Source organism: Agrobacterium sp. CNPSo 3708 (genome assembly GCF_028674915.1).
GTDB classification, from domain to species: domain Bacteria; phylum Pseudomonadota; class Alphaproteobacteria; order Rhizobiales; family Rhizobiaceae; genus Agrobacterium; species Agrobacterium cavarae.
On the sequence record NZ_JAQZSF010000009.1, the window covers coordinates 194321 to 214795 of the forward strand.

Sequence of the window (20475 nt, forward strand, 5' to 3'; positions counted from 1 at the left end):
CTGGCATCCGGCACTCACATCTCCCTGACATCAAAATGAACGATTTCGGCCACGGCTTGACCATGTTGTGACATGGCGGTCGATAGTCTATTGCGGCGCACAAAATCTGATGAAGCGCAATAATTAAGGTAGAGACGTGATCAAAAACGATAAGGGCAGCACACTGCCAACCGAATTTTCCCACGACACCTTCACTATGAACCGCCGTCAGGTGCTCGGGACCGCGTTCGCGGGCCTTGCTGCCGCCGCTTTCCCCAGCGTTCCGGCTTTGGCGCAATCGGCCGACAAGAAAGTCGATGTGCTTCTGATTGGTGGCGGTATCATGAGCGCGACGCTCGGCATCTGGCTGCGCGAACTCGAGCCGAACTGGTCGATCCAGATGCTCGAGCGTCTGGATGCGGTGGCTCTGGAAAGCTCCAACGGTTGGAACAATGCCGGCACCGGTCACTCTGCACTTGCGGAACTGAACTACACGCCAGAAACGGCCAATGGCGGCATCGATATTTCCAAGGCGATCGACATCAACGAGTCCTTCCAGATCTCTCGTCAGTTCTGGGCCTGGCAGGTGCGCAATGGCGTTTTGAAAAACCCGCGTTCCTTCATCAACCACACGCCGCATATGAGCTTCGTCTGGGGCGATGAGAACGTCGCCTATCTCGAAAAGCGCTTCGAGGCGCTGAAGGCGAGCCCGCTCTTTGCCGGCATGCAATACTCCACCGATCCGGAGCAGATCAAGAAGTGGGTGCCGCTGATGATGGAAGGACGCGATCCTTCACAGAAGATCGGCGCGACATGGTCGCCGCTCGGCACCGATATGGAGTTTGGCGAAATCACCCGCCAGTTCGTCTCTCACCTGAAGAGCACGCCGAATTTCGACCTGCAGGTTTCGAGCGAAGTCGATGCCATCGAGCGCAACTCCGATGGCTCGTGGCGTGTCAGCTACACCAATTCGGCGAACAGCTCCGAGCACACCATCGATGCGAAATTCGTCTTCATCGGTGCAGGCGGCGGCGCGCTTCATCTGCTGCAGATGTCCGGCATTCCGGAAGCTGAAGATTACGGCGGCTTCCCCGTCGGCGGCTCATTCCTGGTGAACGAGAACCCGGATGTCAGCATGCTGCATCTGGCCAAGGCATACGGCAAGGCGTCGGTCGGCTCTCCGCCCATGTCCGTGCCGCATCTCGACACGCGCGTCATCGGCGGCAAGCGCATCGTGCTGTTCGGACCGTTCGCAACCTTCTCCACCAAGTTCCTGAAGGAAGGCTCCTATTTCGACCTTCTGACATCTACGACCATGAGCAACATCTGGCCGATGATGCAGGTCGGTGTCGAGGAATATCCTCTGGTCGAATATCTGGCAGGTCAGTTGATGCTGTCCGATGAGGACCGCATCGCGGCACTGCGCGAATATTTCCCCAAGGCCAAGGCGGATGAGTGGCGCCTGTGGCAGGCGGGCCAGCGTGTGCAGATCATCAAGCGCGACCCGGAAAAGGGCGGCGTTCTGAAGCTCGGCACGGAAGTGGTTGCCGCCAAGGATGGCAGCATTGCAGGCCTGCTCGGCGCTTCACCGGGCGCCTCCACAGCCGCACCGATCATGCTTGGCGTGCTGCAAAAGGTCTTCAAGGACAAGGTGGCTTCGCCAGAGTGGCAGGCGAAACTCCGCGAGATCGTTCCAAGCTACGGCACGAAGCTGAATGCGGATCCGGAGAAAGTTCAGCAGGAGTGGGACTATACCGCCGAATACCTGCAACTCCCGACACCGCCGCGCATCGACGTGAGCGCGCTGAGCACATCGGCTCCGGCCGACGCGCCGGTTAAGAAGACGCCGGATATGGCGCTCTGATCGAAGCGACGCATCGCTTTTTCAAAAGCCGCGTACCCTATGGGCGCGGCTTTTTCTTTTGCCCGGAAAAAGAGCCCGGCGCGAAGGAAACCAGAATCTGAGCAAGCCTTAGCATCCGGTCAGCACCTGCATCCGCTCCGCGGTCCACCGTCAAAAATGAAAGAAAAAATGGCTGGGGCGCCAGGATTCGAACCTGGGAATGCCGGTACCAAAAACCGGTGCCTTACCGCTTGGCGACGCCCCAACGAAGCAGGTGGGCGAAACGCCACTGCCTGAACGGCGCCTGATTAGCAAAGCATGGCGGCAGCGGCAATCATTAAGTTTGGGCTGGTCCAGATTTCTTGTGGGTGCTGATCGATCTTCGTGTTAGGTCGTGAACCATCAGCATGACACGCATTAGACCCCAAGCGGTTTCGCGATGAGCCGATGCGCGACAAAACAGCGTGAGGTGTGTCGCGACCTTGACGGATCGCGTTTCGCTTTCCAGGCATTGTGAAGAGCTTTCGAACCATGGCAGACCCTGCATTCGATCTTGAATTTCAACCGGCCTATGGCACGGCGGTGAAGGTGGCGGAGAATGTTCAGCGGCTGACCGTCAACAATCCGTCAGCCTTCACCTTCCACGGCACCAACAGCTATATCGTCGGCGGTCATTCGGTGGCGGTCATCGACCCGGGGCCGGAGGATGAGGCTCATTTTCAGGCGCTGATGCGTGCGCTGGAAGGCCGTGAGGTGACGCATATCTTCGTCAGCCATACGCATCGGGATCACTCGCCTTTGGCGAAACGGCTTAAAGCAGCGACCGGCGCGATAACCGTGGCCGAAGGGCCGCATCGCGCGGCGCGACCGTTGCACGAAGGCGAGCGCAATCCTTTCGCGGAAAGCGCCGATAGCGATTTCGTCCCGGATCTGGCGCTTGGCGACAATGAGAGCGTTACCGGCGATGGCTGGGCGCTGACCGCGCTTCACACGCCGGGCCACACCGCCAATCATGCTGCCTTCGCGCTGGATCGCGATGGCATCGTCTTTTCCGCCGACCACGTGATGGCCTGGGCAACCACGATTGTTGCACCACCGGATGGCGCGATGAGCGACTATATGGCGTCGCTCGACAAATTGCTCGAACGGGATGACAGGCTTTTCCTGCCCGGCCATGGCGGCCCGGTCAACGATCCGGCAGCCTTCATGCGCGGGCTTCGCACCCATCGCCGCATGCGGGAAAAGGCCGTGCTGACAAGGATCAAGGCAGGCGACCGGACGATTGCAGAGATGGTCAAGGTGATCTACCGCAGCACCGATCCGCGCCTGCATGGCGCAGCGGCGCTTTCCGTTCTCGCCCATATCGAAGATCTGATTGAAAAAGGTTTGGTTGAGACGGATGGTCCGCCGTCGCTGACCGGTATCTATCTGCCGAGACAGGGGAATGCATGAGCGCCGCCTATAGCTATCGCAACGACCCTTCCGTTCCGGACTTCCCCGACGACAAGCCGCTGATCATTTTCGATGGTGAGTGCGGGTTCTGCTCTCGGGATGTCGATTTCGTTCTTCGTCATGACAAGCAGGGGCTGTTTCGCTTCACGCCGGCGCAATCTCCGCTGGGCACCGCGCTGATGCGCCATTACGGTTTCCGCACGGATGATTACGAGACGAGCTTGCTCATCGAAGCCGGCGTCGCTCACATCTATTCCGACAGCGTGCTACGCGTGGTCGAACTGCTTGGCGGCATGATGGGGATGACAGCGACGGCGATGCGCCTTGTGCCACGCTTCATTCGCGATGGCGTCTACCGTGTGGTTGCTCGAAACCGCATGAAGATTGCCGGACGACGGCAGACGTGCCGGGCACCGACGCCGGAAGAGCGCGAGCGCTTTCTATAAGCGCGGCCCGCTTTTAGTTATCGTTGAGACCCTGCATTTCAGCATCCAGCGCATCGAGATAGCTATCGGCGATCTTCTTGCCCATGCCGAGATCATGCGGGCCGAAGCGCGAGGCGACGCGCACGTCGACCAGCGTTGTCTCGGTATCTTCGCGCAGGCGGATCAGCACATCAAAACGTGCGCCCCAGATCAGCGTGCGCATATCTCCCTGCATCATGACCGTGCCGCTGCCATTGAAGAAGGTCGGCGCCGGCGCTTCCGCCGGGCGCGCCAGTGGTACAGGCACGATGGCGGGCAAGTCTTCGACGGGGGTGTCTGCCGCACCGTCATGGACGTCCTGCTTCGGGGCACCCGGCTGCGCGTCCGGCAAGGCGCCGATCAGACCGTCGGTGTGCAAGATGCGGATGTGCTGGGCTTTCGCCACCTTCCGGGCGGCGGTGTAGACCCGGTCGATCGCACCCTCGTAGCGGTGGCCGAGGAAGCCGGGATAGGCCTCCATCTGCGCATCGCGATCGGCCTTGGAGACGGCGGCCGGGCGCGGCAGCCATTGCTGGTTTGCCGAGAGGATCGACAGCCAGTTTGGAACATCGGCCGTGTCGGTCGTCACATCGTAAATTTTCGGGTTCTGCCAATAGAGGAAGCCGCCATAGGCGACCACGCCAAGCGGAATGGCAGAAAGCAGCAAGGCGTAAAGCGACCACACCCCGCCCCTTGCGCCGACAGACCAGAGACGCTGAAGACCAATGAGGGCAAGCACGACAGACACCGCAGCAATGCCAGCGGAAATCAGGGTCAGCGCAATGAAGTCCGGCGTCGTCAGCGGACCGAAACGGTGCAAGGGTGCTGCAATCAGAAAGAGCAGCAGCGCCGCAAGGCCGAGATAGCGGGAGAGATAGGCCGCATGGGAAACGGGTCTAACGAAACGCACTGTCATGAAGCAGCACCCGCATACACATGCATTGCCAAAAAGCGCCCCAGAGAGATTTGTCTGCCTGAATCACCGATACCGGGTTGTCATAGAGCGTTTTCGAGGGAAATGGAATCGCTCCACCCGCTTTGCTTAACCGGGTACCGCAACCTTTCCCGAAAGCGGGACTTTTACACATCACCAATTGGGCGTATCAGAGCAAGAAAACGCCAAGCTGGGATCAGGGCTTCCAGAGGAGTGATGACTATGCGTGTTTCGATCGTTCTCGGTTCACTTGCCGCCATGCTGGCGCTGACCGCCTGCCAGACGCTGACACCGGAAGAGCGCCGCGCGCGCGACGAAGCGACCTGCCGCGGCTATGGCTTCCGCCCGAACACCGACCAGATGGCGCGCTGCCTTCTGGACCTTGATCTCGACCGCCGCGCCGATAATCGTGCGTGGCAGGCGCAGGTCAACCGCGACATGTTCTGGTCGCCGGTTGTCGTCGAGCGGCGCGTCATCGTCGAAAACCGCTAACTCCGACCTTAAAGCGCGACCACCTTCTTAGGAGAGGTACTCGGCTGCTTTTCCGCCTGGGATAGTGTGGCCTGGGCAGCCGCCAGCCGTGCGATCGGCACGCGGAAGGGCGAGCAGGATACGTAGTCCAGCCCGACATTTTCGCAGAAATCGATGGAGGTCGGATCGCCGCCATGCTCGCCGCATATGCCGAGCTTGAGCTCCGAGCGCGTTTGCCTGCCACGCTCCGCCGCAATGCGGATCAGCTCCCCTACCCCGTCGAAATCCAGTGAGACGAAGGGGTCGCGCTCGATGATGCCCTTGCGCTGATAGGTGTTCATGAAGCGCGCGGCATCGTCACGCGAAATCCCGAAGGTGGTCTGCGTCAAGTCGTTGGTGCCGAAGGAGAAGAATTCAGCGGCTTCGGCGATGACATGGGCGCGAAGAGCGGCACGCGGCAGCTCGATCATCGTGCCGGTCAAATATTCCAGCGTCATGCCGGTTTCGGCCGCAACTTCCGCTGCAACGCGGTCGATCACACCACGAACGTAATCCAATTCCGAACGGAGGCTGACAAGCGGCACCATGATTTCGGGCACCACGGGGGCGCCCGTCCGACGCGCGGCTTCCACCGCTGCCTCGAATATGGCGCGAGCCTGCATCTCGGCAATTTCAGGGTAGGAGATCGCCAGGCGGCAACCGCGGTGGCCAAGCATGGGGTTGAATTCGTGCAGCGCATCGAGCCGCTGGCGGAACAGAGTCTGCGGCATGCCCATGGCGGCGGCCACTTCGACAATCTCGCCGTCGGTCTTCGGCAAAAACTCGTGCAGCGGCGGATCGAGCAGGCGGATCGTCACCGGCATGCCATGCATGATTGAGAAGAGCTCGGTGAAATCCTCGCGCTGCATGGGGAGCAACTGGTCGAGTGCGGAGCGTCTGCCCGCCTCATCCTCGGCAAGGATCATTTCGCGCATCACATGAATGCGCTCGCCTTCGAAGAACATGTGCTCGGTACGGCAAAGGCCAATGCCTTCGGCACCGAAAGCGCGGGCTGCACGCGCATCGGCTGGCGTATCTGCATTGGTGCGCACCGTCATGCGGCGCGCGCCATCGGCCCATTCCATCAGCTTGCCGAAATCGCCGGAAAGCTCCGGCTGCGTCATCGGCACTTCGCCCCTCAGCACGCGACCGGACGATCCATCGATGGTGATGACGTCACCCTTGCGCAGCATGCAGCCGATGCCGATCAGCACGCCATTGCGCAAATCGACGCGCATGGAGCCAGCGCCGGTGACGCAAGGGATACCCATGCCGCGTGCAACCACCGCCGCATGGCTCGTCATACCGCCGCGGGTGGTGAGAATGCCCTCCGCCGCATGCATGCCATGAATATCTTCGGGGCTGGTTTCCATGCGCACCAGTATGACGCGGCGACCTTCCGCCTTGGCGGCAACCGCTTCTTCGGCGCTGAAAACAATCTCTCCGGATGCGGCGCCAGGGGACGCCGGAAGGCCGGAGCCGATAATGGGTCTTTCGATGGAGGAATCGATCGTCGGGTGCAGCAACTGATCGAGCGATGACGGATCGATCCTGCAGACCGCTTCATCGGCGGTGATCAGGCCTTCCTCGACCATATCGACCGCGATCTTCATGGCAGCGCGCGTCGTGCGCTTGCCGCAACGGGTCTGAAGCATCCAGAGCTGCCCGCGCTCGATAGTGAACTCCATATCCTGCATGTCGCGGTAATGGGTTTCCAACTGCTTGCAGATCGCGAGGAATTCCTGAAATGCCTCTGGCATCAGCTTTTCCATCGACGGCTTGTCTGAGCCGGATGCAAGACGTGCCGCTTCGGTGATGGATTGCGGCGTACGGATACCGGCGACGACATCCTCGCCCTGCGCGTTGACGAGGAACTCGCCGTAAAGTTCCTTCTCCCCCGTCGAGGGATTGCGGGTGAAGGCAACGCCGGTGGCGGAGGTGGAGCCGAGATTGCCGAACACCATGGCCTGAACGTTCACTGCCGTCCCCCAGTCGCCGGGGATATTGTGCAGATGGCGGTAGGTAACCGCGCGTGTGTTCATCCAGCTTGAAAAGACAGCGCCGATCGCGCCCCAGAGCTGAACTTCGGTATCCTGCGGAAAGGGTTCATCCAGCTCGTCTTCGACCAGTTGCTTGTAGCGCGATACCACATGCTGCCACTCGTCGGCGGACAGTTCCGTATCGTATTCGTGGCCGAGGCGACCCTTCTCGTCCTCAAGGATTTCCTCGAAGACTTCATGGTCAAGACCCATGACGACGTCGGCATACATCTGGATGAAGCGGCGATAGCTATCCCATGCAAAACGGGCGTCGCCGGAATCCTCGCAGAGCGCCTGCACCGTCTCGTCATTGAGACCCAGATTGAGGACGGTATCCATCATGCCGGGCATGGAGGCACGCGCACCAGAGCGAATGGAGATCAGGAGTGGGCGCGGACCTGCACCGAATTTGCGGCCGGTCATCACTTCCATCCCGGCAATGCCGCTTGAAACCTGGAGCTTCAGATCATTGGGGAGTTGGCGTCCACCCTGGTGGTAGCGACCGCAGACTTCGCTGATAATGGTAAAGCCGGGCGGAACAGGCAGGCCAAGACTTGCCATTTCGGCAAGATGCGCACCCTTGCCTCCCAATATGGCAACGTCACCAGCACGGCCTTCGGCAGCACCGTTGCCGAAGGTATAAACCCATTTCTTCATTATACGCTCTCCACCCAGAAGCGTTCTTGTTTTTCAACCCATTATAGCATTGTCACACTGTTGGGAACGCCAGAGAACACAAGATGACAGTGCAGTGCAGCATAATTGCGGCACTCGGAGAGCGATGGGGTGTGGCGCTTTCGAAATCCGAACGACTCAGCGATCAGATTTTTTAGACGGCTTCCGCCAGCCTTTCAGCCATTTGCAGATCGACCGAAACCAGCTGCGAGACGCCCTGCTCTGCCATGGTGACGCCGAAGAGGCGATCCATCCGGGCCATGGTGATCGGGTTATGGGTGATGATGACGAAACGGGTTTCGGTAGAGGCCGCCATTTCATCCATCAGGTTGCAATAGCGCTCGACATTATGGTCATCAAGCGGCGCATCCACCTCGTCCAGCACGCAGATGGGGGCCGGATTTGTGAGGAAGACGGCGAAGATCAGTGCCATTGCGGTTAAGGCCTGCTCGCCGCCGGACAGGAGCGTCATGGTCTGCGGCTTCTTACCCGGTGGGCGGGCCAGAATTTCCAGCCCCGCTTCGAGCGGATCGTCGGACTCGATCAGTTGCAGCTCCGCCGTGCCGCCGCCGAAGAGATGGGTGAAGAGCCGCTGGAACTGGGTGTTGACCACATCGAATGCAGCGACCAGACGCTCACGACCCTCGCGGTTGAGATTTTGAATACCAGCACGCAGCTTCCTGACGGCATCGATAATGTCGTCCCGCTCCTTGATGAGGGCGGCAAGCTTGGCGGAGAGTTCCGCCTGCTCCTCATCAGCGCGCAGATTGACCGCGCCAAGACGTTCACGCTCGATCTTCAACCGGTCGAGATCGCGCTCAACATCGCGCACTTCCGGCAGCGGCGCGCCCGGTGCCAGGCCCGTGAGACGCAGCGCCATATGGGGTTCGACGTTCAAAGCCTCGCGAATGCGGTGCTCGCTTTCCTGCCGCTTCTCGCGGGCGGACACCAGTCGCTCTTCAGCGCGGCCACGCTTTTCGCGCGCTTCCGCCAGTTCGGAGAGCGCCGTCGCGGCAGCCCGGTCCGCATCCCGCTGGAGATTTTCGGCCTCGACCAGACGGTCTGCCGCGGCACGGCGCGCCTCCTCCATCTTCTGCAACTCGCTCAGCAGGTTGCGGCGCTTCTCGTCGAATTCCTCAGGCGCGCTATCGAGTTCCGCCAGCTCTTCGCGCGCTTCCTCCTCGCGCTCGCGTAGCGTGGCGATGTGGTCCGCAGCACTTGCAGCGCGGGCGGCCCAGGTGGCGCGTTCCTGTGCAATGGCATTGACGCGGCGCTGGCGGGCATCTGCCTCCCGGCTCAAGCCTTCATGGCGCGCGCGTGCCTCTGCCAGAAGGCTGCGATCGGTTGCGACCTCAAGCTGGCTGTCGCGCAAGCGTTCATCGAGGCTGGAGAGATCTGCGCTGTCTTCGAGCTCGATCCGGGCATTCTCTTCCTGAACCGCGATTTCCTCGATCTGGCCGCCGATCTGGTTGAGAGCCTCGGAGACGACATCGCGACGGCGAAGGAGATCGCCGGAGGCACGCTCCGCCATAGAGAGCGCATCACGCGCTTCGGTCAGTTGACGGGCAGCAAGACGGCTGCGCTCGCGCGCTTCATTCAAGCTCGCCTCCGCCATACGGATCGCATCCGCCGAGACGGAAAGCCGCTCCTGCGCCTCTTCCAGCACGAACCGGGCTTCATCGATTTCGCTCTCTATCTCCGCAAGGCGGTTCTTCTGTGCCAGCCGAAGGGCCGCACTTCCCGGTGCGTCTGCGCTTGCAACATGACCGTCCCAGCGAAACAGCGCGCCGTCTTTCGTGACCAGGCGCTGGCCAGGCTTCAAGAGCGGCATCAGTCGCTGACCCTCTTCGACGCTCGCAACGATACCGATCTGGCGAAGACGACGCTTCAAGGCGTCGGGGCCGGCGACGTGCGATATCAACGAGGAAAGGCCCTGTGGCAGGGTGGGATCGTCTGCGCCTTCGCCATTTGCTGTCCAATAGGTGGGGGCGGTTCGATCCAGAGGGCTTTCCAGATCGTCACCAAGGGCTGCACCGAGAGCTGCCTCGAAACCACGATCCACCTTGAGATCGTCCGCCACTGGCGTGAAGGAGCCGGAAGCAGCACCGGCGGCCAGCATTTTGGCGATGGTACGTGCTTCGGTTTCCAGCGCGTTGAGACGATTGCGGGCCACATCGACGGGTCCGCGTGCCAAAGCCTCGGCTGAACGGGACTCAGCCACCGCTGTCTCCGCATCCTCGGCTGCAATCAGCGCGTCTTCCGCCGCCATTTCCGCCGCTTCCACGCTTTCGCGTTTTTCGGCGGGATCGGGCAATTCAGCGAGCTTGTCATCGATTGTTTCGATTTCGGAAGCAGCCTCGGAAGACTGGCGTTCCAGACGCATCTTGCGGTCGGCAAGGTCACGAATGGAGCGTTCGAGCTGAGCGCGAGACGCCGCAGCCTCCGCACGTTCTGCCGTCAGCGCGGCAAAGACCCGCTCGCTTTCGGAAAGCTTGGCCGCAGCCTCCTCGAAAGCCTCTCGCGTTTCCTCGGCGTAGCGACCCGAATCGGCCAGGATGTCGAGAAGCTCGGCTTCTTCCGTATCAAGGCGAGAGAGAATGTCGGCATTGTCAGAAACGAGCCGCTCTTCGCGCTGAATATCCTCGCCAAGTTGCGAAAGGCGGCGCGCCAGTTCATCGCGGCGGCGTAGCAGACGATTGGCCTCGTCATCCAACTGGGTGCGGGCGATCTGCAATCTTTGCAAAGCGGCGGCGACCCTCGCTTCATTCTCGCGCAGTTCGGGAAGCTTGAAGCTGGCGACGCCCTGCTCTTTTGCCGCTTCCATCTGTCGCTGCGCCTTTTCGGCAACCAGATTGGTGGCGATGTTCAGCGCATTGTCGGCTTCGCGCTCTGCCTCGCTGGCATCCACCCAGCGGATATGCAGAAGTGTGGCTTCGCGGGCGCGGATATCGGCAGAGAGCATCTTGAAGCGGTTGGCCTGACGAGCCTGGCGCTTCAGGCTCTCAATCTGGCTTTCCAGCTGTGCCGTCACATCCTCAAGCCGTTCCAGATTGGTTTCGGCGGCACGCAGGCGCAGTTCCGCCTCATGGCGACGCGAATGCAGGCCGGAAATGCCCGCCGCCTCTTCCAGCAATTGCCGGCGTGCCTGCGGCTTGGCATTGATTAACTCGCCGATGCGTCCCTGCCCCACCATGGAGGGCGAGCGTGCGCCGGTGGAGGCATCGGCAAACAGAAGCTGCACATCCTTGGCGCGGGCTTCCTTGCCGTTGATCCGATAGACCGAGCCGTTTTCGCGCTCGATGCGGCGCGTCACCTGGATTTCGTCCGCATCGTTAAAGGCCGCGGGCGCGGTGCGATCGGAATTATCGAGATAAAGGCCGACTTCTGCGGTGTTGCGCGCAGGACGATTGCCGGAGCCGGAGAAGATCACGTCATCCATGCCGGATGCGCGCATGTTCTTGTAGGAGTTTTCGCCCATCACCCAGCGAAGCGCTTCGACCAGATTGGACTTGCCGCAGCCGTTCGGTCCGACAACACCGGTCAGGCCTGGCTCGATGATGAATTCCGAAGGTTCCACGAAGGACTTGAAACCGAGCAAGCGCAGCTTGTTGAACTTCATGCCGCTGCCTCGGCCTGTCGGTGGCAAGACATCAAAACGGGCGCGCGGAAATCTCCGGCGCCCGTCAGAATGCGGCGGCGTCGATTAGAGAAGTTTGTCGATAAGGGCCGACATGGTTTCAACCGACATGTCTCCAGAGTACTTCTTGCCGTTGATGATGAAGGTCGGCGTGGAGTTTACGCCGAATTCCGTCGCGCCGCGCTGCATCGTTGCGTTCACATCATCCAGAAGTTTCTGGTTCGTCAAGCAGGCCTCGAAGCTCTCCTGTGAAAAACCGGCCATTTTCGACATTTGCAGCAGTGCTGCGCGGGCATCCTGCGCGGTCGCCCAGCTCTGCTGCTGCTTGAACAGCATGGAGACGAAGGGGAAATACTGCTGTTCAGGCGCGCAACGGGCCAGCATGAAGGCGGCAGCAGCGCGCGGATCGAACGGGAACTCGCGGATGATGAAGTAAACCTTGCCGGTGTCGATGTACTTCTTCTTGATCTCGTCAAACACCGTGTTGTGGAAATGCGCGCAGTGCGGGCAGGTCATCGACATATATTCTACGATCTTCACAGGCGCGTTCGCATCGCCAAGAGCACGATCCGGCAATGGACCGGGCTTCAGCACCGCGGCCATGTCGACATCACCGGAGGACTCCGGGACATCCTGTGCAAAGGCGCTGCCTGCAAGCATCGGCAATGCGGCCACGACGGAGGCCATGGCAACAGTGCCGAGAAGAGCGCGGCGGGTGAGGTTCAGTTCTGGGAAATGCATGGAAGCACCTGTTTGTGAAAGACGCAAATGTCTATGATTCCGATATAGCCACACATCGTTTCCAACAAGCGGCGCGTTCACCTGTTCTTGTCAAAGAATTGTGACCAGTCAAGGACTGTTCTTTCCAGTTTCCTGCTTCACAGTGTCCGACCTATGGTCCGCTTTTGCATAACAGCCGTCCCAAGCCGCTCTACCGCTTTGCGCAGCGCTTCGCTTTCTATCCCCTGCATCATGTCGTCGAGCCGCTTTGCCGCCTCACCTCGCAATGGTTGCGGCTTTCGCCGGCGGGTGGACGCCGTCGACACCGGCTTTTGCACGATGCGGATTTGACGGACTGCAGGAAAACCGAAGAAGCCATTGATCCGGGCAATCAACTCGCCCTGCGCATGGGTCAGAAAAAGCGCGCGTGCGCCCTCACAGGCAATCGTCAGAACACCCGCCTGATAACCGCCGCGGTCCGGCCCCTCGTCGCGACGCGGCCAGGTGATCTTTTCGGGACGGGTGCAATCGGCAAAATCATCGCCGGCGATCTCGTCCCAGGAACCGAGAAGTGCCGTGCTGATTCCGGCTCTCTTTGCTAAAACGGGATCGATGATGCCGTTTGCAACTTCGGCAATCTGAAGGACACCTTTACGGGGCTGTCGCATGGTCACACAACTCTGAACTCGCGGCTTGATCGGGCGAAGCGTATGGACCAAGTATAGGACGTTTCCATGTCAATTGGAAACGCCATCAGCCAAATCGGAACAGACTGCACATATGCTTCATAAAATCGAAGGGCCGGCTTACGCTGAGCTATTGCTTGCGTGGTATGATCGCCATCATCGCGACCTGCCGTGGCGCACCTCCCCGTCCATGGCGGCAAAAGGCCTGCGGGCCAATCCCTATCATGTCTGGCTGTCCGAAGTGATGCTGCAGCAGACGACGGTGCAGGCGGTGAAGCCTTACTTCACCAAGTTTCTGGCGGCATGGCCGACGGTCAACGATCTGGCGGCAGCGCCCACCGAGGACGTCATGGCTGCCTGGGCGGGACTTGGCTATTATGCCCGAGCACGTAACTTGAAGAAATGCGCCGAAGCGGTTGCTCATCAGCATGGTGGTACCTTCCCCGATACGGAGGACGGATTGAGAGCGCTTCCGGGTATCGGCGATTATACCGCAGCGGCGGTGGCTGCCATCGCCTTCAACCGACAGGCTGCAGTCATGGATGGCAATGTGGAGCGGGTGATCTCGCGCCTGTTCCTGATCGATTCGCCCCTGCCCGGCTCGAAGCCTTTGATGAAAGCTCGCGTAGCGGAGATCACGCCAAACGACCGACCGGGCGATTTTGCCCAGGCGATGATGGATCTTGGCGCCACGATCTGTACGCCCAAGCGCCCTGCCTGCGCGCTCTGTCCTTTCAACGGCCACTGCTTGGCCCTGGCGCAGGATGAACCTGAGCGGCTTCCGGTCAAAGCCAAGAAGAAGGACAAGCCCGTGCGGGTGGGCGCAGCCTTCGTCGCGGTCAACGACAAGGGTGAAATCTTGCTGCGGCGGCGCATCGATAGCGGCCTGCTTGGCGGCATGACGGAGGTACCGACGACGGCCTGGACCGCGCGTCTGGATGGGGGAACGGAAAAAACGCATGCGCCTTTTGACGCGGACTGGGAGCTGGCCGGCACCATCGTGCATGTCTTCACCCACTTTGAACTCAGACTATCGATCTACCGGGCGAAAGTCGCAAACGATGTCAAAGCCGATGACGGATGGTGGGAGCCGGTCACAAATCTTGATGCCCAGGCGCTGCCAACGGTGATGAAAAAGGCGATCTCTCAGGCTATTCCATTGGCGTTTGCGGCAAAGACCGAAAAAACGCAGCAGTCTTCGAGAAGCAGGAAAGTTTCATGAGCAAGATCAATCATATTGTTTTCGATATCGGCAAGGTTCTCATTCATTACGATCCGCATATCCCCTATAGCCGCCTGATCCCTGACGATGCCGAACGCGCCTGGTTCTTCGAGAATGTCTGCACCCATGACTGGAACCTGGAGCAGGATCGCGGTCGCAAATGGGCGGATGCCGAAGCCCTGCTGCTGGAAAATCATCCGGACCGGGAAGAGCATATCCGCGCCTTCCGCAAACATTGGCACGAGATGGTCTCCCACTCCTATGACGATTCCGTCGCCATCCTCAAAGGTCTGATCGATAGCGGCCATGACGTAACGATGCTGACAAACTTTGCCTCCGACACCTTCCGCGAGGCGCAGAAGATGTATCCGTTCCTGACGCTTTCCCGTGGCGTGACGGTCTCGGGCGATGTCGGTCTGATCAAGCCGGATGTTGCAATCTACAAGCTGCATGCCGAGACCTTCGGTCTCAATCCTGAGACCAGCATCTTCATCGACGATTCGATTGCCAATGTGGACGGCGCGAAGGAAGCCGGCTGGCAGGCGGTGCATTTCACCGGTGCGGAAAAGCTGAAGGCCGATCTTGAAGGCTACGGCATCAAGGTTTGAGAATTCCTGGCGCAGGCGGGAATGGCGGTCCCCATCCTGCGCCAGTCCAGCCGCGAACGGCCAGATCTGAAGAATCGTCAAACAGGGAAGCATCCGTCTTCTTGGATTTGCGCATCTGTTCGATGCGCCAGCGGCTCGCCCTCGTCCCTTGGCGAGATTGATTAAGGCGGCTTACTTGCTCCAGGCTTGCCAGGCAATTGAAATATTTTGGGAAAATTCTTTATCCAAAAGAACTCACAACAAGGCCCGACGTCCAGTGGACGCCGGGCCTTGCTTGTTCTTCATCCGGGACTGAAGGTACTAAACCAGATGAAGCCTGTGGCGAAAGCAACATAAGGCGGTGGATCGCAGATTAGCCGGCTTTAGCCAATTCCGTACGGATAACGCTTCTTAGATCATCGATCGGCTTCAGGGCATCGCCATCCTGATAGTGCCAGAAGGTCCAGCCATTGCACGCATCGAGACCCTGCACCTTGGCACCCAGGCGATGGATAGAACCTGCGTCGCCGTCGGACGACACGGTGCCGTCGGCACGAATGATCGCGGTGTAACGGCGCTTGGCATCCGTCAGGACCTGACCGGGGCGCACGAGGCCGCTTTCGAGGAGAACATTGAAGGCGACCCGCGGCTCGGCCTTCTTACCGGTCATCACCGTCAACTCCGCCTTGCCGAGCGGCTCGACCGCAGCGATTCGCGCGGATGCCGCATCGATGTAATCCTGCTCGCGCTCGATGCCGACGAAATGGCGACCGAGACGCTTTGCCACCGCACCGGTCGTGCCGGAGCCGAAGAACGGATCGAGCACTACATCACCGGGCTTGGTTGAAGCCATGATGATACGCGCCAGCAGAGCTTCCGGCTTCTGGGTCGGGTGGATCTTCTTGCCGTCATCGCCCTTCAACCGCTCTGAGCCGCTGCAGATCGGAAACAGCCAGTCGGAGCGCATCTGCACGTCGTCATTCGACGCTTTCAGCGCTTCGTAATTGAAGGTGTAGCTTTTCGCTTTCGCATCGCGGCTGGCCCAGATCATCGTCTCATGGGCGTTCTGGAAACGTCGACCCTTGAAGTTCGGCATGGGGTTGGTCTTGCGCCAGACGATATCGTTCAGGATCCAGAAGTTCATGTCCTGAAGGATGGAGCCGACGCGGAAGATATTGTGATAGGAGCCGATGACCCAGATGGTGCCATTCGGCTTCAAGACGCGGCGGCAGGCCAGCAACCAGGCGCGGGTGAAGGCATCATAGGCCTCGAAGGAGGCGAACTGGTCCCACTCATCATCCACCGCATCCACCAGCGACTGGTCTGGACGATGCAGCGTGCCGCCTAGCTGAAGGTTATAGGGCGGATCGGCAAAGATCGCATCGACGGACTGGCTCGGCAGCGCTTCGAGAGCGGCGACGCAGTCACCCTTGATGATGCTGTCCTTCCAGGCATCGCTCTCGCCTGCAAGATCAAAACCGGCGCGCCGAAAATCGGCCAGTGGAAACACTGATGCCATGGGTACTCGCTCCATACGCTTACTCAACTGAACTGGCCTTATGGTTACCGAAGATGGTTATCAAAGGCTGAACGAGTGAAAGAAAGTTCCGGGTTAAGTGCATAAAAATGCGAGAAAATAGATTATCGAGGTCCAGGCGCGAGATCGGCAAGCGGAAGCGGCCGCAGCTAGGGGATGATGAGGCCCCCACAATAGTGAAGTGCATAAGCTTCTTCACCGCCCACCATGATCACCTCACGCCCGTGGAAATGGCGGGCGTCCCCCTCGCTCCTGTCGATGTAGGTCCCGTATTCACCCGTCCATTCGAAACCACCGAGGAACCGACCGGCTCGATACATCGTGGACAGAGCAGCCTTGATCGTGGATCCGGCTCGCTCACCATCGATCAAGTCCGGACGGATGATGAAGCCGTAATAGTTCATCGCCCAATAGGGTGTACGCCTGAGCCAGAGAACCTCCTGCCCAATGAAGTTTGTGCCGCCGAAATAGCTGTCGCGGTACTCCCACTCAGCATCAGACCAGATGAGGTCTTGGGAGCCTTGTCTACTCGGCTCTGCCTTCGCTCCACCTCCGACGTAACAGGCTGCTTTTGCACGCACGATGACATCATTGAGGTTGCCCACGGCAGTCTCACTTAAAAGAACATATAGTGAACAAAACGCATTTTTCGTCAAGACGAAAACCCATCTTCACGTTGCAGAAACGGCTAATGGAACCGGATTTTATTTTTAACGTTTTGATTTAGGAATTTTCCACGCTGGCGGTATTATGGTGCCAGTGACGGGTGCAGGGGTTAAGTTACAAAATGCGCATAGCTTTGATGATCGCCGCGACGCTTTATGCCAGCGCCGCCTTCTCGCAGCAGCCTGCACCGCAGGCTCCAAAGCCACAGGTGAATGTGCGCACGGACGCCGTCATGTTCAAAGGCGGCCCCTCGCTTGGCGATAGCGACAAGGTCCGATGGGACTTCTACAAGGCGGACAGCACGGGCGGCCGCAGCGACGACAATGTCGGCGGTGCTTACGATGCGACCTTCGAGGAGAAAATTCCGCCCGGCAAATATGTCGCAGTCGCCGCACTCGGCAATATCACCCGTGAGATCGCTTTCGAGGTCAAGGACGGCGCCGTCGCCGAGCTTGCGGTCGATTTCGAAGCAGCTCAACTTACCCTCGTACCGAAGCGCAGCCCCGATAGCAAAGAGGCCGAGCCGCTCGCGCGCGTAACGGTAACGCAGGACGCGTTCAGCGACAGTGTCTATGGATCGAAAGAACTCTTCGTGCCGGCCGGCGAGTTGAAGCTCGAGGGCCGCATCGGTCCGGCTGTCGCAGAGGAAACGATCACTGTCAAAGCCGGCGATACCGTGAGCCACGATGTCATCATTCCAAGCGGCGTGGTCGTAACGAATGCCGTCTACAAAGAAGGCGGTCGTCAGGTCGAGACCGATAGCATTCGCTTCGAGGCGCTGTCCGACACGCAAACACTGGACGGCACGCGCACAACGATCACCGGCACCTATGGCCCCGGCAAGATCATGCAGATGCCGGCTGGAAACTTCATCATGCGAGCGAAGCTTGGCAAGGTCACCGTCGAGAAGCCCTTCAGCGTGACGGCGGGTCAGCGCACCGATCTCAGCATTGATCTCGATGCAGGCGTGCTGGTTGTCTCAGCGCCTCAGGCGGAGCGGATCGACATTGTCGAAACCACCAAGGACTTGCAGGGCACACAGAAAGAAATCTCCGGTCGCTACGGCACGACGCACCAGGAGACGCTTCACCCCGGCACCTATGCGGTGAAAGTAACCTACGACAAGAAGGCCAATCGCGAGCCGAAGGAAGTCAGCGCCACGGTGACGGCATCGGAGCGCACCGAGATCAACATTACCGATTGATTTTTGAAAGCCGCGCTCGAGCTTAGCCGACGATAGCGAAAGCGTCGCGCGTGGATCCCGTTGGTGTGCGCACGGCCGTCCGGCCAATCCACTGCACGTGGCCGTGGAGAATGCGGATGGCCTCTTCGGCCCGCTCGCCGCGAAGTGCGTCGATGATCGCACGATGATCGGTGTCGGTGCGGCGCTCCCAGCCCGCACGCCAGGCAGAGAACAGGAAGCGGGCGCTGGCTGCATGCAATCCGTCGATCGCTTCCATTAATCGAGGCATGTTGCAGGGTGCGGTGATCAGCCGGTGAAAGCGTCGGTTTGCCTCTTCCCATCGGCGAACGTCCTGCGCATCGTCACCCTCATGCGTCGCGGCTTCTGCCTCATCGAGAATAGCCGTAGTCAGGTTGGGGATGGCGTTGCGGAGCGCCAGCACTTCAAGCGCCGCACGCATTTCCGCGACCTCTCGCACATCTGCAAGGCCGAAATCGGCCACGCGAACGCCTCGGCGCGGAATGCTGACGGCAAGGCCTTGCGCTTCCAGCCGACGAAAGGCTTCCCGCACCGGCACATGAGAGGCACCGAATTCCTCGGCAATATGATCCTGCCGCAGCCTTTCGCCAGGCGCAAACTCGCCGCGCACAATACGCTCGGCGAGCGTGCGGCTGATCTTGGCGGCAATCGTATCATCCGGCTTGGCTTTTGGAATCTTGACCATGACCTGACATAGGGCGAGGTTGGAGAATTGTCGAGCGATGCGATAAGCCGCAAGCTCCCCTGCATTCCAACCGGTTGAGCTTGTGCTTCAATTGGTCTAAAAGCCGCCAACCCCATCCCATTCCTTCATCGACATCAAGGGAGCGCATATGAGCGGCTTCGACCTTATCATTTTCGACTGCGACGGCGTTCTGGTCGATTCGGAAATCATCGCTGCACAGGTCGAATCCCGCCTGTTGACGGAGGCCGGCTACCCGATCTCCGTTGAGGAAATGGGCGAGCGCTTCTCCGGCATGACCTGGAAGAACATCCTGCTTGAGGTTGAGCGCGAGGCGAGCATTCCGATTTCGGCCACGCTCCTCGACAAATCCGAAAAGCTTCTGGATGCCCGCCTGGCACGCGATGTCAAAGTCATCGAAGGCGTGAAGTTTGCGCTGTCGCGGCTGACGACACAGCGCTGCATCTGCTCGAATTCGTCCAGCGCCCGGCTCGACATGATGCTGACCAAGGTCGGCCTTAAGCCCTATTTCGAAAGCCATGTCTATTCCGCAAAAGATCTCGGCGCAGACCGCGTCAAGCCGAAGCCAGACATCTTCCTTCACGGCGCCAAGCAATTCGCCGTCTCGCCCGACAGGGTGGTGGTGATCGAAGATTCCGTCCACGGTATCACAGGTGCGCGGGCGGCCGGCATGCGCGTCATCGGCTTTACCGGCGCATCGCACAGCTATCCCAGCCATGCGGACAAGCTGACCGACGCGGGCGCCGAAACCGTCATCTCCCGCATGCAGGATTTGCCGGCAACGATTGCTGCACTGTCCGAGTGGGCGATCTGAACCCATCAAAAAAGCCGGACCGCATAAGGCGATCCGGCTTCGATAAAAATTTTCCGGCAGTCGGGTCTGATCTCAGCCCCTGCGACCGCCCTTTTTGCCGCTGGCCTTGGCACCACCTTCATCAAATGAAATGAAGACGTTGGTCTGCTTCGACGCACCGCTCGGGCCATTCGGAATGGCAACGTTCGGGTTGTTGAAGATGAACTGGGTGCCTGCCGTACCTGCCGGAACATCGACGCCAAGGCTGGTGACCTGCGAGAAGATTTCGCCGTCGCCATCTTTGACCGTTACACGGATTGGCAGATTGACACGACCTGGCTTGGAGAGAGGTCCTGGAACCACACGGCCTTGCGCGAAGACGTTTACGGTCAGCGTGGACTCATTCATGCTGCATGAGCGCGTGGTGTCCGATAAGGACGCCTGATAGACGAGCTTGCTCGGATCACCCTTGGCTCCGGCATAGACCTGATGGACGGCATTGGTATCGAGCACAGTAATGGGTGGGCAGTTCGCCTGCACGACGGGGGCGGTTGCGGCCTGCGTAGCAGGCGGATTGACCGCCAGCGAGTCCGACGGATTGGAAGAATTGCAACCCGCAAGCATGGCAAGCAGCGATGCTGCGGCGGATAAACGCAAAATAGTCCCTGTCACTGTGTTCCACCCTCTAAAACAATTCCGCAACAGGCCGGAGATGCTATTTATTGGCCTTCCTTGCCTGTCGGCGATGGTCTATAGCAGCGGCGCCGGAAAAAATCGATGGTTGCATTCGGATTTGCGCCATTTTT

General features: G+C 59.7%; 17 protein-coding genes and 1 tRNA gene. 8 read left to right on the plus strand and 10 right to left on the minus strand.

Translation table 11 applies throughout. The annotated features are described in order from the left end of the window. Nucleotides 1-196: 196 nt before the first annotated feature. On the plus strand, nucleotides 197-1843 hold the full coding sequence (gene mqo, locus PVA19_RS19605; RefSeq protein ID WP_274103932.1) for a malate dehydrogenase (quinone): 1647 nt from the start codon (nucleotides 197-199) through the stop codon (nucleotides 1841-1843). 169 nt (nucleotides 1844-2012) lie between these two features. On the opposite strand, the gene PVA19_RS19610 is transcribed toward mqo, so the two are convergent. Then, nucleotides 2013-2087: transfer RNA gene (locus tag PVA19_RS19610), tRNA-Gln, on the minus strand. 266 nt (nucleotides 2088-2353) lie between these two features. Between PVA19_RS19610 and PVA19_RS19615 the strand changes: the two genes are divergently transcribed. Together PVA19_RS19615 and PVA19_RS19620 are read left to right on the plus strand one after the other, a co-directional pair. Further along, complete coding sequence (locus PVA19_RS19615; RefSeq protein WP_274103898.1) at nucleotides 2354-3274, plus strand: MBL fold metallo-hydrolase; 921 nt, start codon at nucleotides 2354-2356, stop codon at nucleotides 3272-3274. Next, a complete protein-coding gene (locus PVA19_RS19620; RefSeq protein ID WP_062599478.1) occupies nucleotides 3271-3720 on the plus strand; it encodes a thiol-disulfide oxidoreductase DCC family protein in 450 nt (149 codons plus the stop codon). The genes PVA19_RS19615 and PVA19_RS19620 overlap by 4 nt, the downstream gene beginning before the upstream one ends. A 13-nt stretch (nucleotides 3721-3733) precedes the next feature. Here PVA19_RS19620 and PVA19_RS19625 read toward each other — a convergent pair whose 3' ends face one another. After that, nucleotides 3734-4654, minus strand: coding sequence for a DUF1499 domain-containing protein (locus tag PVA19_RS19625; protein WP_274103899.1), 921 nt, complete (start codon nucleotides 4652-4654; stop codon nucleotides 3734-3736). Nucleotides 4655-4894: 240 nt separating this feature from the next. On the opposite strand from PVA19_RS19625, the gene PVA19_RS19630 reads away from it, so the two are divergent. Further along, a complete protein-coding gene (locus PVA19_RS19630; protein WP_062425861.1) occupies nucleotides 4895-5164 on the plus strand; it encodes a hypothetical protein in 270 nt (89 codons plus the stop codon). An 8-nt stretch (nucleotides 5165-5172) separates the two neighbouring features. On the opposite strand, the gene ppdK is transcribed toward PVA19_RS19630, so the two are convergent. The 4 genes from ppdK to PVA19_RS19650 all read right to left on the minus strand — a co-directional run bounded on the left by ppdK (nucleotide 5173) and on the right by PVA19_RS19650 (nucleotide 12921). Next, a complete protein-coding gene (gene ppdK, locus PVA19_RS19635; RefSeq protein ID WP_274103900.1) occupies nucleotides 5173-7878 on the minus strand; it encodes a pyruvate, phosphate dikinase in 2706 nt (901 codons plus the stop codon). A gap of 172 nt (nucleotides 7879-8050) precedes the next feature. Continuing rightward, nucleotides 8051-11515, minus strand: coding sequence for a chromosome segregation protein SMC (gene smc, locus PVA19_RS19640; protein WP_274103901.1), 3465 nt, complete (start codon nucleotides 11513-11515; stop codon nucleotides 8051-8053). A gap of 84 nt (nucleotides 11516-11599) precedes the next feature. Continuing rightward, nucleotides 11600-12274, minus strand: a complete 675-nt coding sequence (locus PVA19_RS19645) for a DsbA family protein (protein ID WP_274103902.1) — start codon at nucleotides 12272-12274, stop codon at nucleotides 11600-11602. Nucleotides 12275-12411: 137 nt separating this feature from the next. Continuing rightward, nucleotides 12412-12921, minus strand: a complete 510-nt coding sequence (locus PVA19_RS19650; RefSeq protein WP_274103903.1) for a DUF721 domain-containing protein — start codon at nucleotides 12919-12921, stop codon at nucleotides 12412-12414. A gap of 112 nt (nucleotides 12922-13033) precedes the next feature. Here PVA19_RS19650 and mutY point away from each other — a divergent pair, with 112 nt between their 5' ends. Both mutY and PVA19_RS19660 read left to right on the plus strand, forming a co-directional pair. Beyond that, nucleotides 13034-14161: an A/G-specific adenine glycosylase gene (gene mutY / locus PVA19_RS19655; protein ID WP_274103904.1), complete on the plus strand. Its 1128-nt coding sequence runs from the start codon at nucleotides 13034-13036 to the stop codon at nucleotides 14159-14161. Further along, on the plus strand, nucleotides 14158-14769 hold the full coding sequence (locus PVA19_RS19660) for an HAD family hydrolase (RefSeq protein WP_153311110.1): 612 nt from the start codon (nucleotides 14158-14160) through the stop codon (nucleotides 14767-14769). The genes mutY and PVA19_RS19660 overlap by 4 nt, the downstream gene beginning before the upstream one ends. A gap of 352 nt (nucleotides 14770-15121) precedes the next feature. On the opposite strand, the gene PVA19_RS19665 is transcribed toward PVA19_RS19660, so the two are convergent. Together PVA19_RS19665 and PVA19_RS19670 are read right to left on the minus strand one after the other, a co-directional pair. After that, nucleotides 15122-16267: a site-specific DNA-methyltransferase gene (locus PVA19_RS19665; RefSeq protein WP_274103905.1), complete on the minus strand. Its 1146-nt coding sequence runs from the start codon at nucleotides 16265-16267 to the stop codon at nucleotides 15122-15124. A gap of 167 nt (nucleotides 16268-16434) precedes the next feature. Continuing rightward, complete coding sequence (locus PVA19_RS19670) at nucleotides 16435-16890, minus strand: DUF5680 domain-containing protein (protein WP_274103906.1); 456 nt, start codon at nucleotides 16888-16890, stop codon at nucleotides 16435-16437. Nucleotides 16891-17072: 182 nt separating this feature from the next. Between PVA19_RS19670 and PVA19_RS19675 the strand changes: the two genes are divergently transcribed. Next, nucleotides 17073-18155: a hypothetical protein gene (locus tag PVA19_RS19675; RefSeq protein ID WP_274103907.1), complete on the plus strand. Its 1083-nt coding sequence runs from the start codon at nucleotides 17073-17075 to the stop codon at nucleotides 18153-18155. A gap of 22 nt (nucleotides 18156-18177) precedes the next feature. Here the strand turns inward: PVA19_RS19675 and PVA19_RS19680 are convergent, their stop codons facing one another. Beyond that, the gene (locus PVA19_RS19680) at nucleotides 18178-18858 is read right to left on the minus strand and encodes a GntR family transcriptional regulator (protein WP_062438366.1); all 681 of its coding nucleotides are present in this window, start codon (nucleotides 18856-18858) and stop codon (nucleotides 18178-18180) included. Nucleotides 18859-19006: 148 nt separating this feature from the next. On the opposite strand from PVA19_RS19680, the gene PVA19_RS19685 reads away from it, so the two are divergent. Next, nucleotides 19007-19690 carry an HAD family hydrolase gene (locus PVA19_RS19685; protein ID WP_062438368.1) on the plus strand — a complete coding sequence of 228 codons (684 nt, stop codon included), beginning with the start codon at nucleotides 19007-19009 and terminating at the stop codon, nucleotides 19688-19690. Between the two features lie 72 nt (nucleotides 19691-19762). Here PVA19_RS19685 and PVA19_RS19690 read toward each other — a convergent pair whose 3' ends face one another. Then, nucleotides 19763-20293, minus strand: coding sequence for a PilZ domain-containing protein (locus PVA19_RS19690; protein ID WP_337993159.1), 531 nt, complete (start codon nucleotides 20291-20293; stop codon nucleotides 19763-19765). Nucleotides 20294-20475: the final 182 nt, after the last annotated feature.

Bases quoted from the DNA above. Each gene is read 5' to 3' on its own strand.
- PVA19_RS19665 (WP_274103905.1), bottom strand. From the start codon at position 16,267: ATGGCATCAGTGTTTCCACTGGCCGATTTTCGGCGCGCCGGTTTTGAT.
- mqo (WP_274103932.1), top strand. From the start codon at position 197: ATGAACCGCCGTCAGGTGCTCGGGACCGCGTTCGCGGGCCTTGCTGCC.
- PVA19_RS19680 (WP_062438366.1), bottom strand. From the start codon at position 18,858: ATGGTCAAGATTCCAAAAGCCAAGCCGGATGATACGATTGCCGCCAAG.
- PVA19_RS19660 (WP_153311110.1), top strand. From the start codon at position 14,158: ATGAGCAAGATCAATCATATTGTTTTCGATATCGGCAAGGTTCTCATT.
- PVA19_RS19620 (WP_062599478.1), top strand. From the start codon at position 3,271: ATGAGCGCCGCCTATAGCTATCGCAACGACCCTTCCGTTCCGGACTTC.
- mutY (WP_274103904.1), top strand. From the start codon at position 13,034: ATGCTTCATAAAATCGAAGGGCCGGCTTACGCTGAGCTATTGCTTGCG.
- smc (WP_274103901.1), bottom strand. From the start codon at position 11,515: ATGAAGTTCAACAAGCTGCGCTTGCTCGGTTTCAAGTCCTTCGTGGAA.
- PVA19_RS19650 (WP_274103903.1), bottom strand. From the start codon at position 12,921: ATGCGACAGCCCCGTAAAGGTGTCCTTCAGATTGCCGAAGTTGCAAAC.
- PVA19_RS19645 (WP_274103902.1), bottom strand. From the start codon at position 12,274: ATGCATTTCCCAGAACTGAACCTCACCCGCCGCGCTCTTCTCGGCACT.
- PVA19_RS19675 (WP_274103907.1), top strand. From the start codon at position 17,073: ATGCGCATAGCTTTGATGATCGCCGCGACGCTTTATGCCAGCGCCGCC.
- PVA19_RS19630 (WP_062425861.1), top strand. From the start codon at position 4,895: ATGCGTGTTTCGATCGTTCTCGGTTCACTTGCCGCCATGCTGGCGCTG.
- ppdK (WP_274103900.1), bottom strand. From the start codon at position 7,878: ATGAAGAAATGGGTTTATACCTTCGGCAACGGTGCTGCCGAAGGCCGT.
- PVA19_RS19690 (WP_337993159.1), bottom strand. From the start codon at position 20,293: ATGCTTGCGGGTTGCAATTCTTCCAATCCGTCGGACTCGCTGGCGGTC.
- PVA19_RS19615 (WP_274103898.1), top strand. From the start codon at position 2,354: ATGGCAGACCCTGCATTCGATCTTGAATTTCAACCGGCCTATGGCACG.
- PVA19_RS19625 (WP_274103899.1), bottom strand. From the start codon at position 4,654: ATGACAGTGCGTTTCGTTAGACCCGTTTCCCATGCGGCCTATCTCTCC.
- PVA19_RS19685 (WP_062438368.1), top strand. From the start codon at position 19,007: ATGAGCGGCTTCGACCTTATCATTTTCGACTGCGACGGCGTTCTGGTC.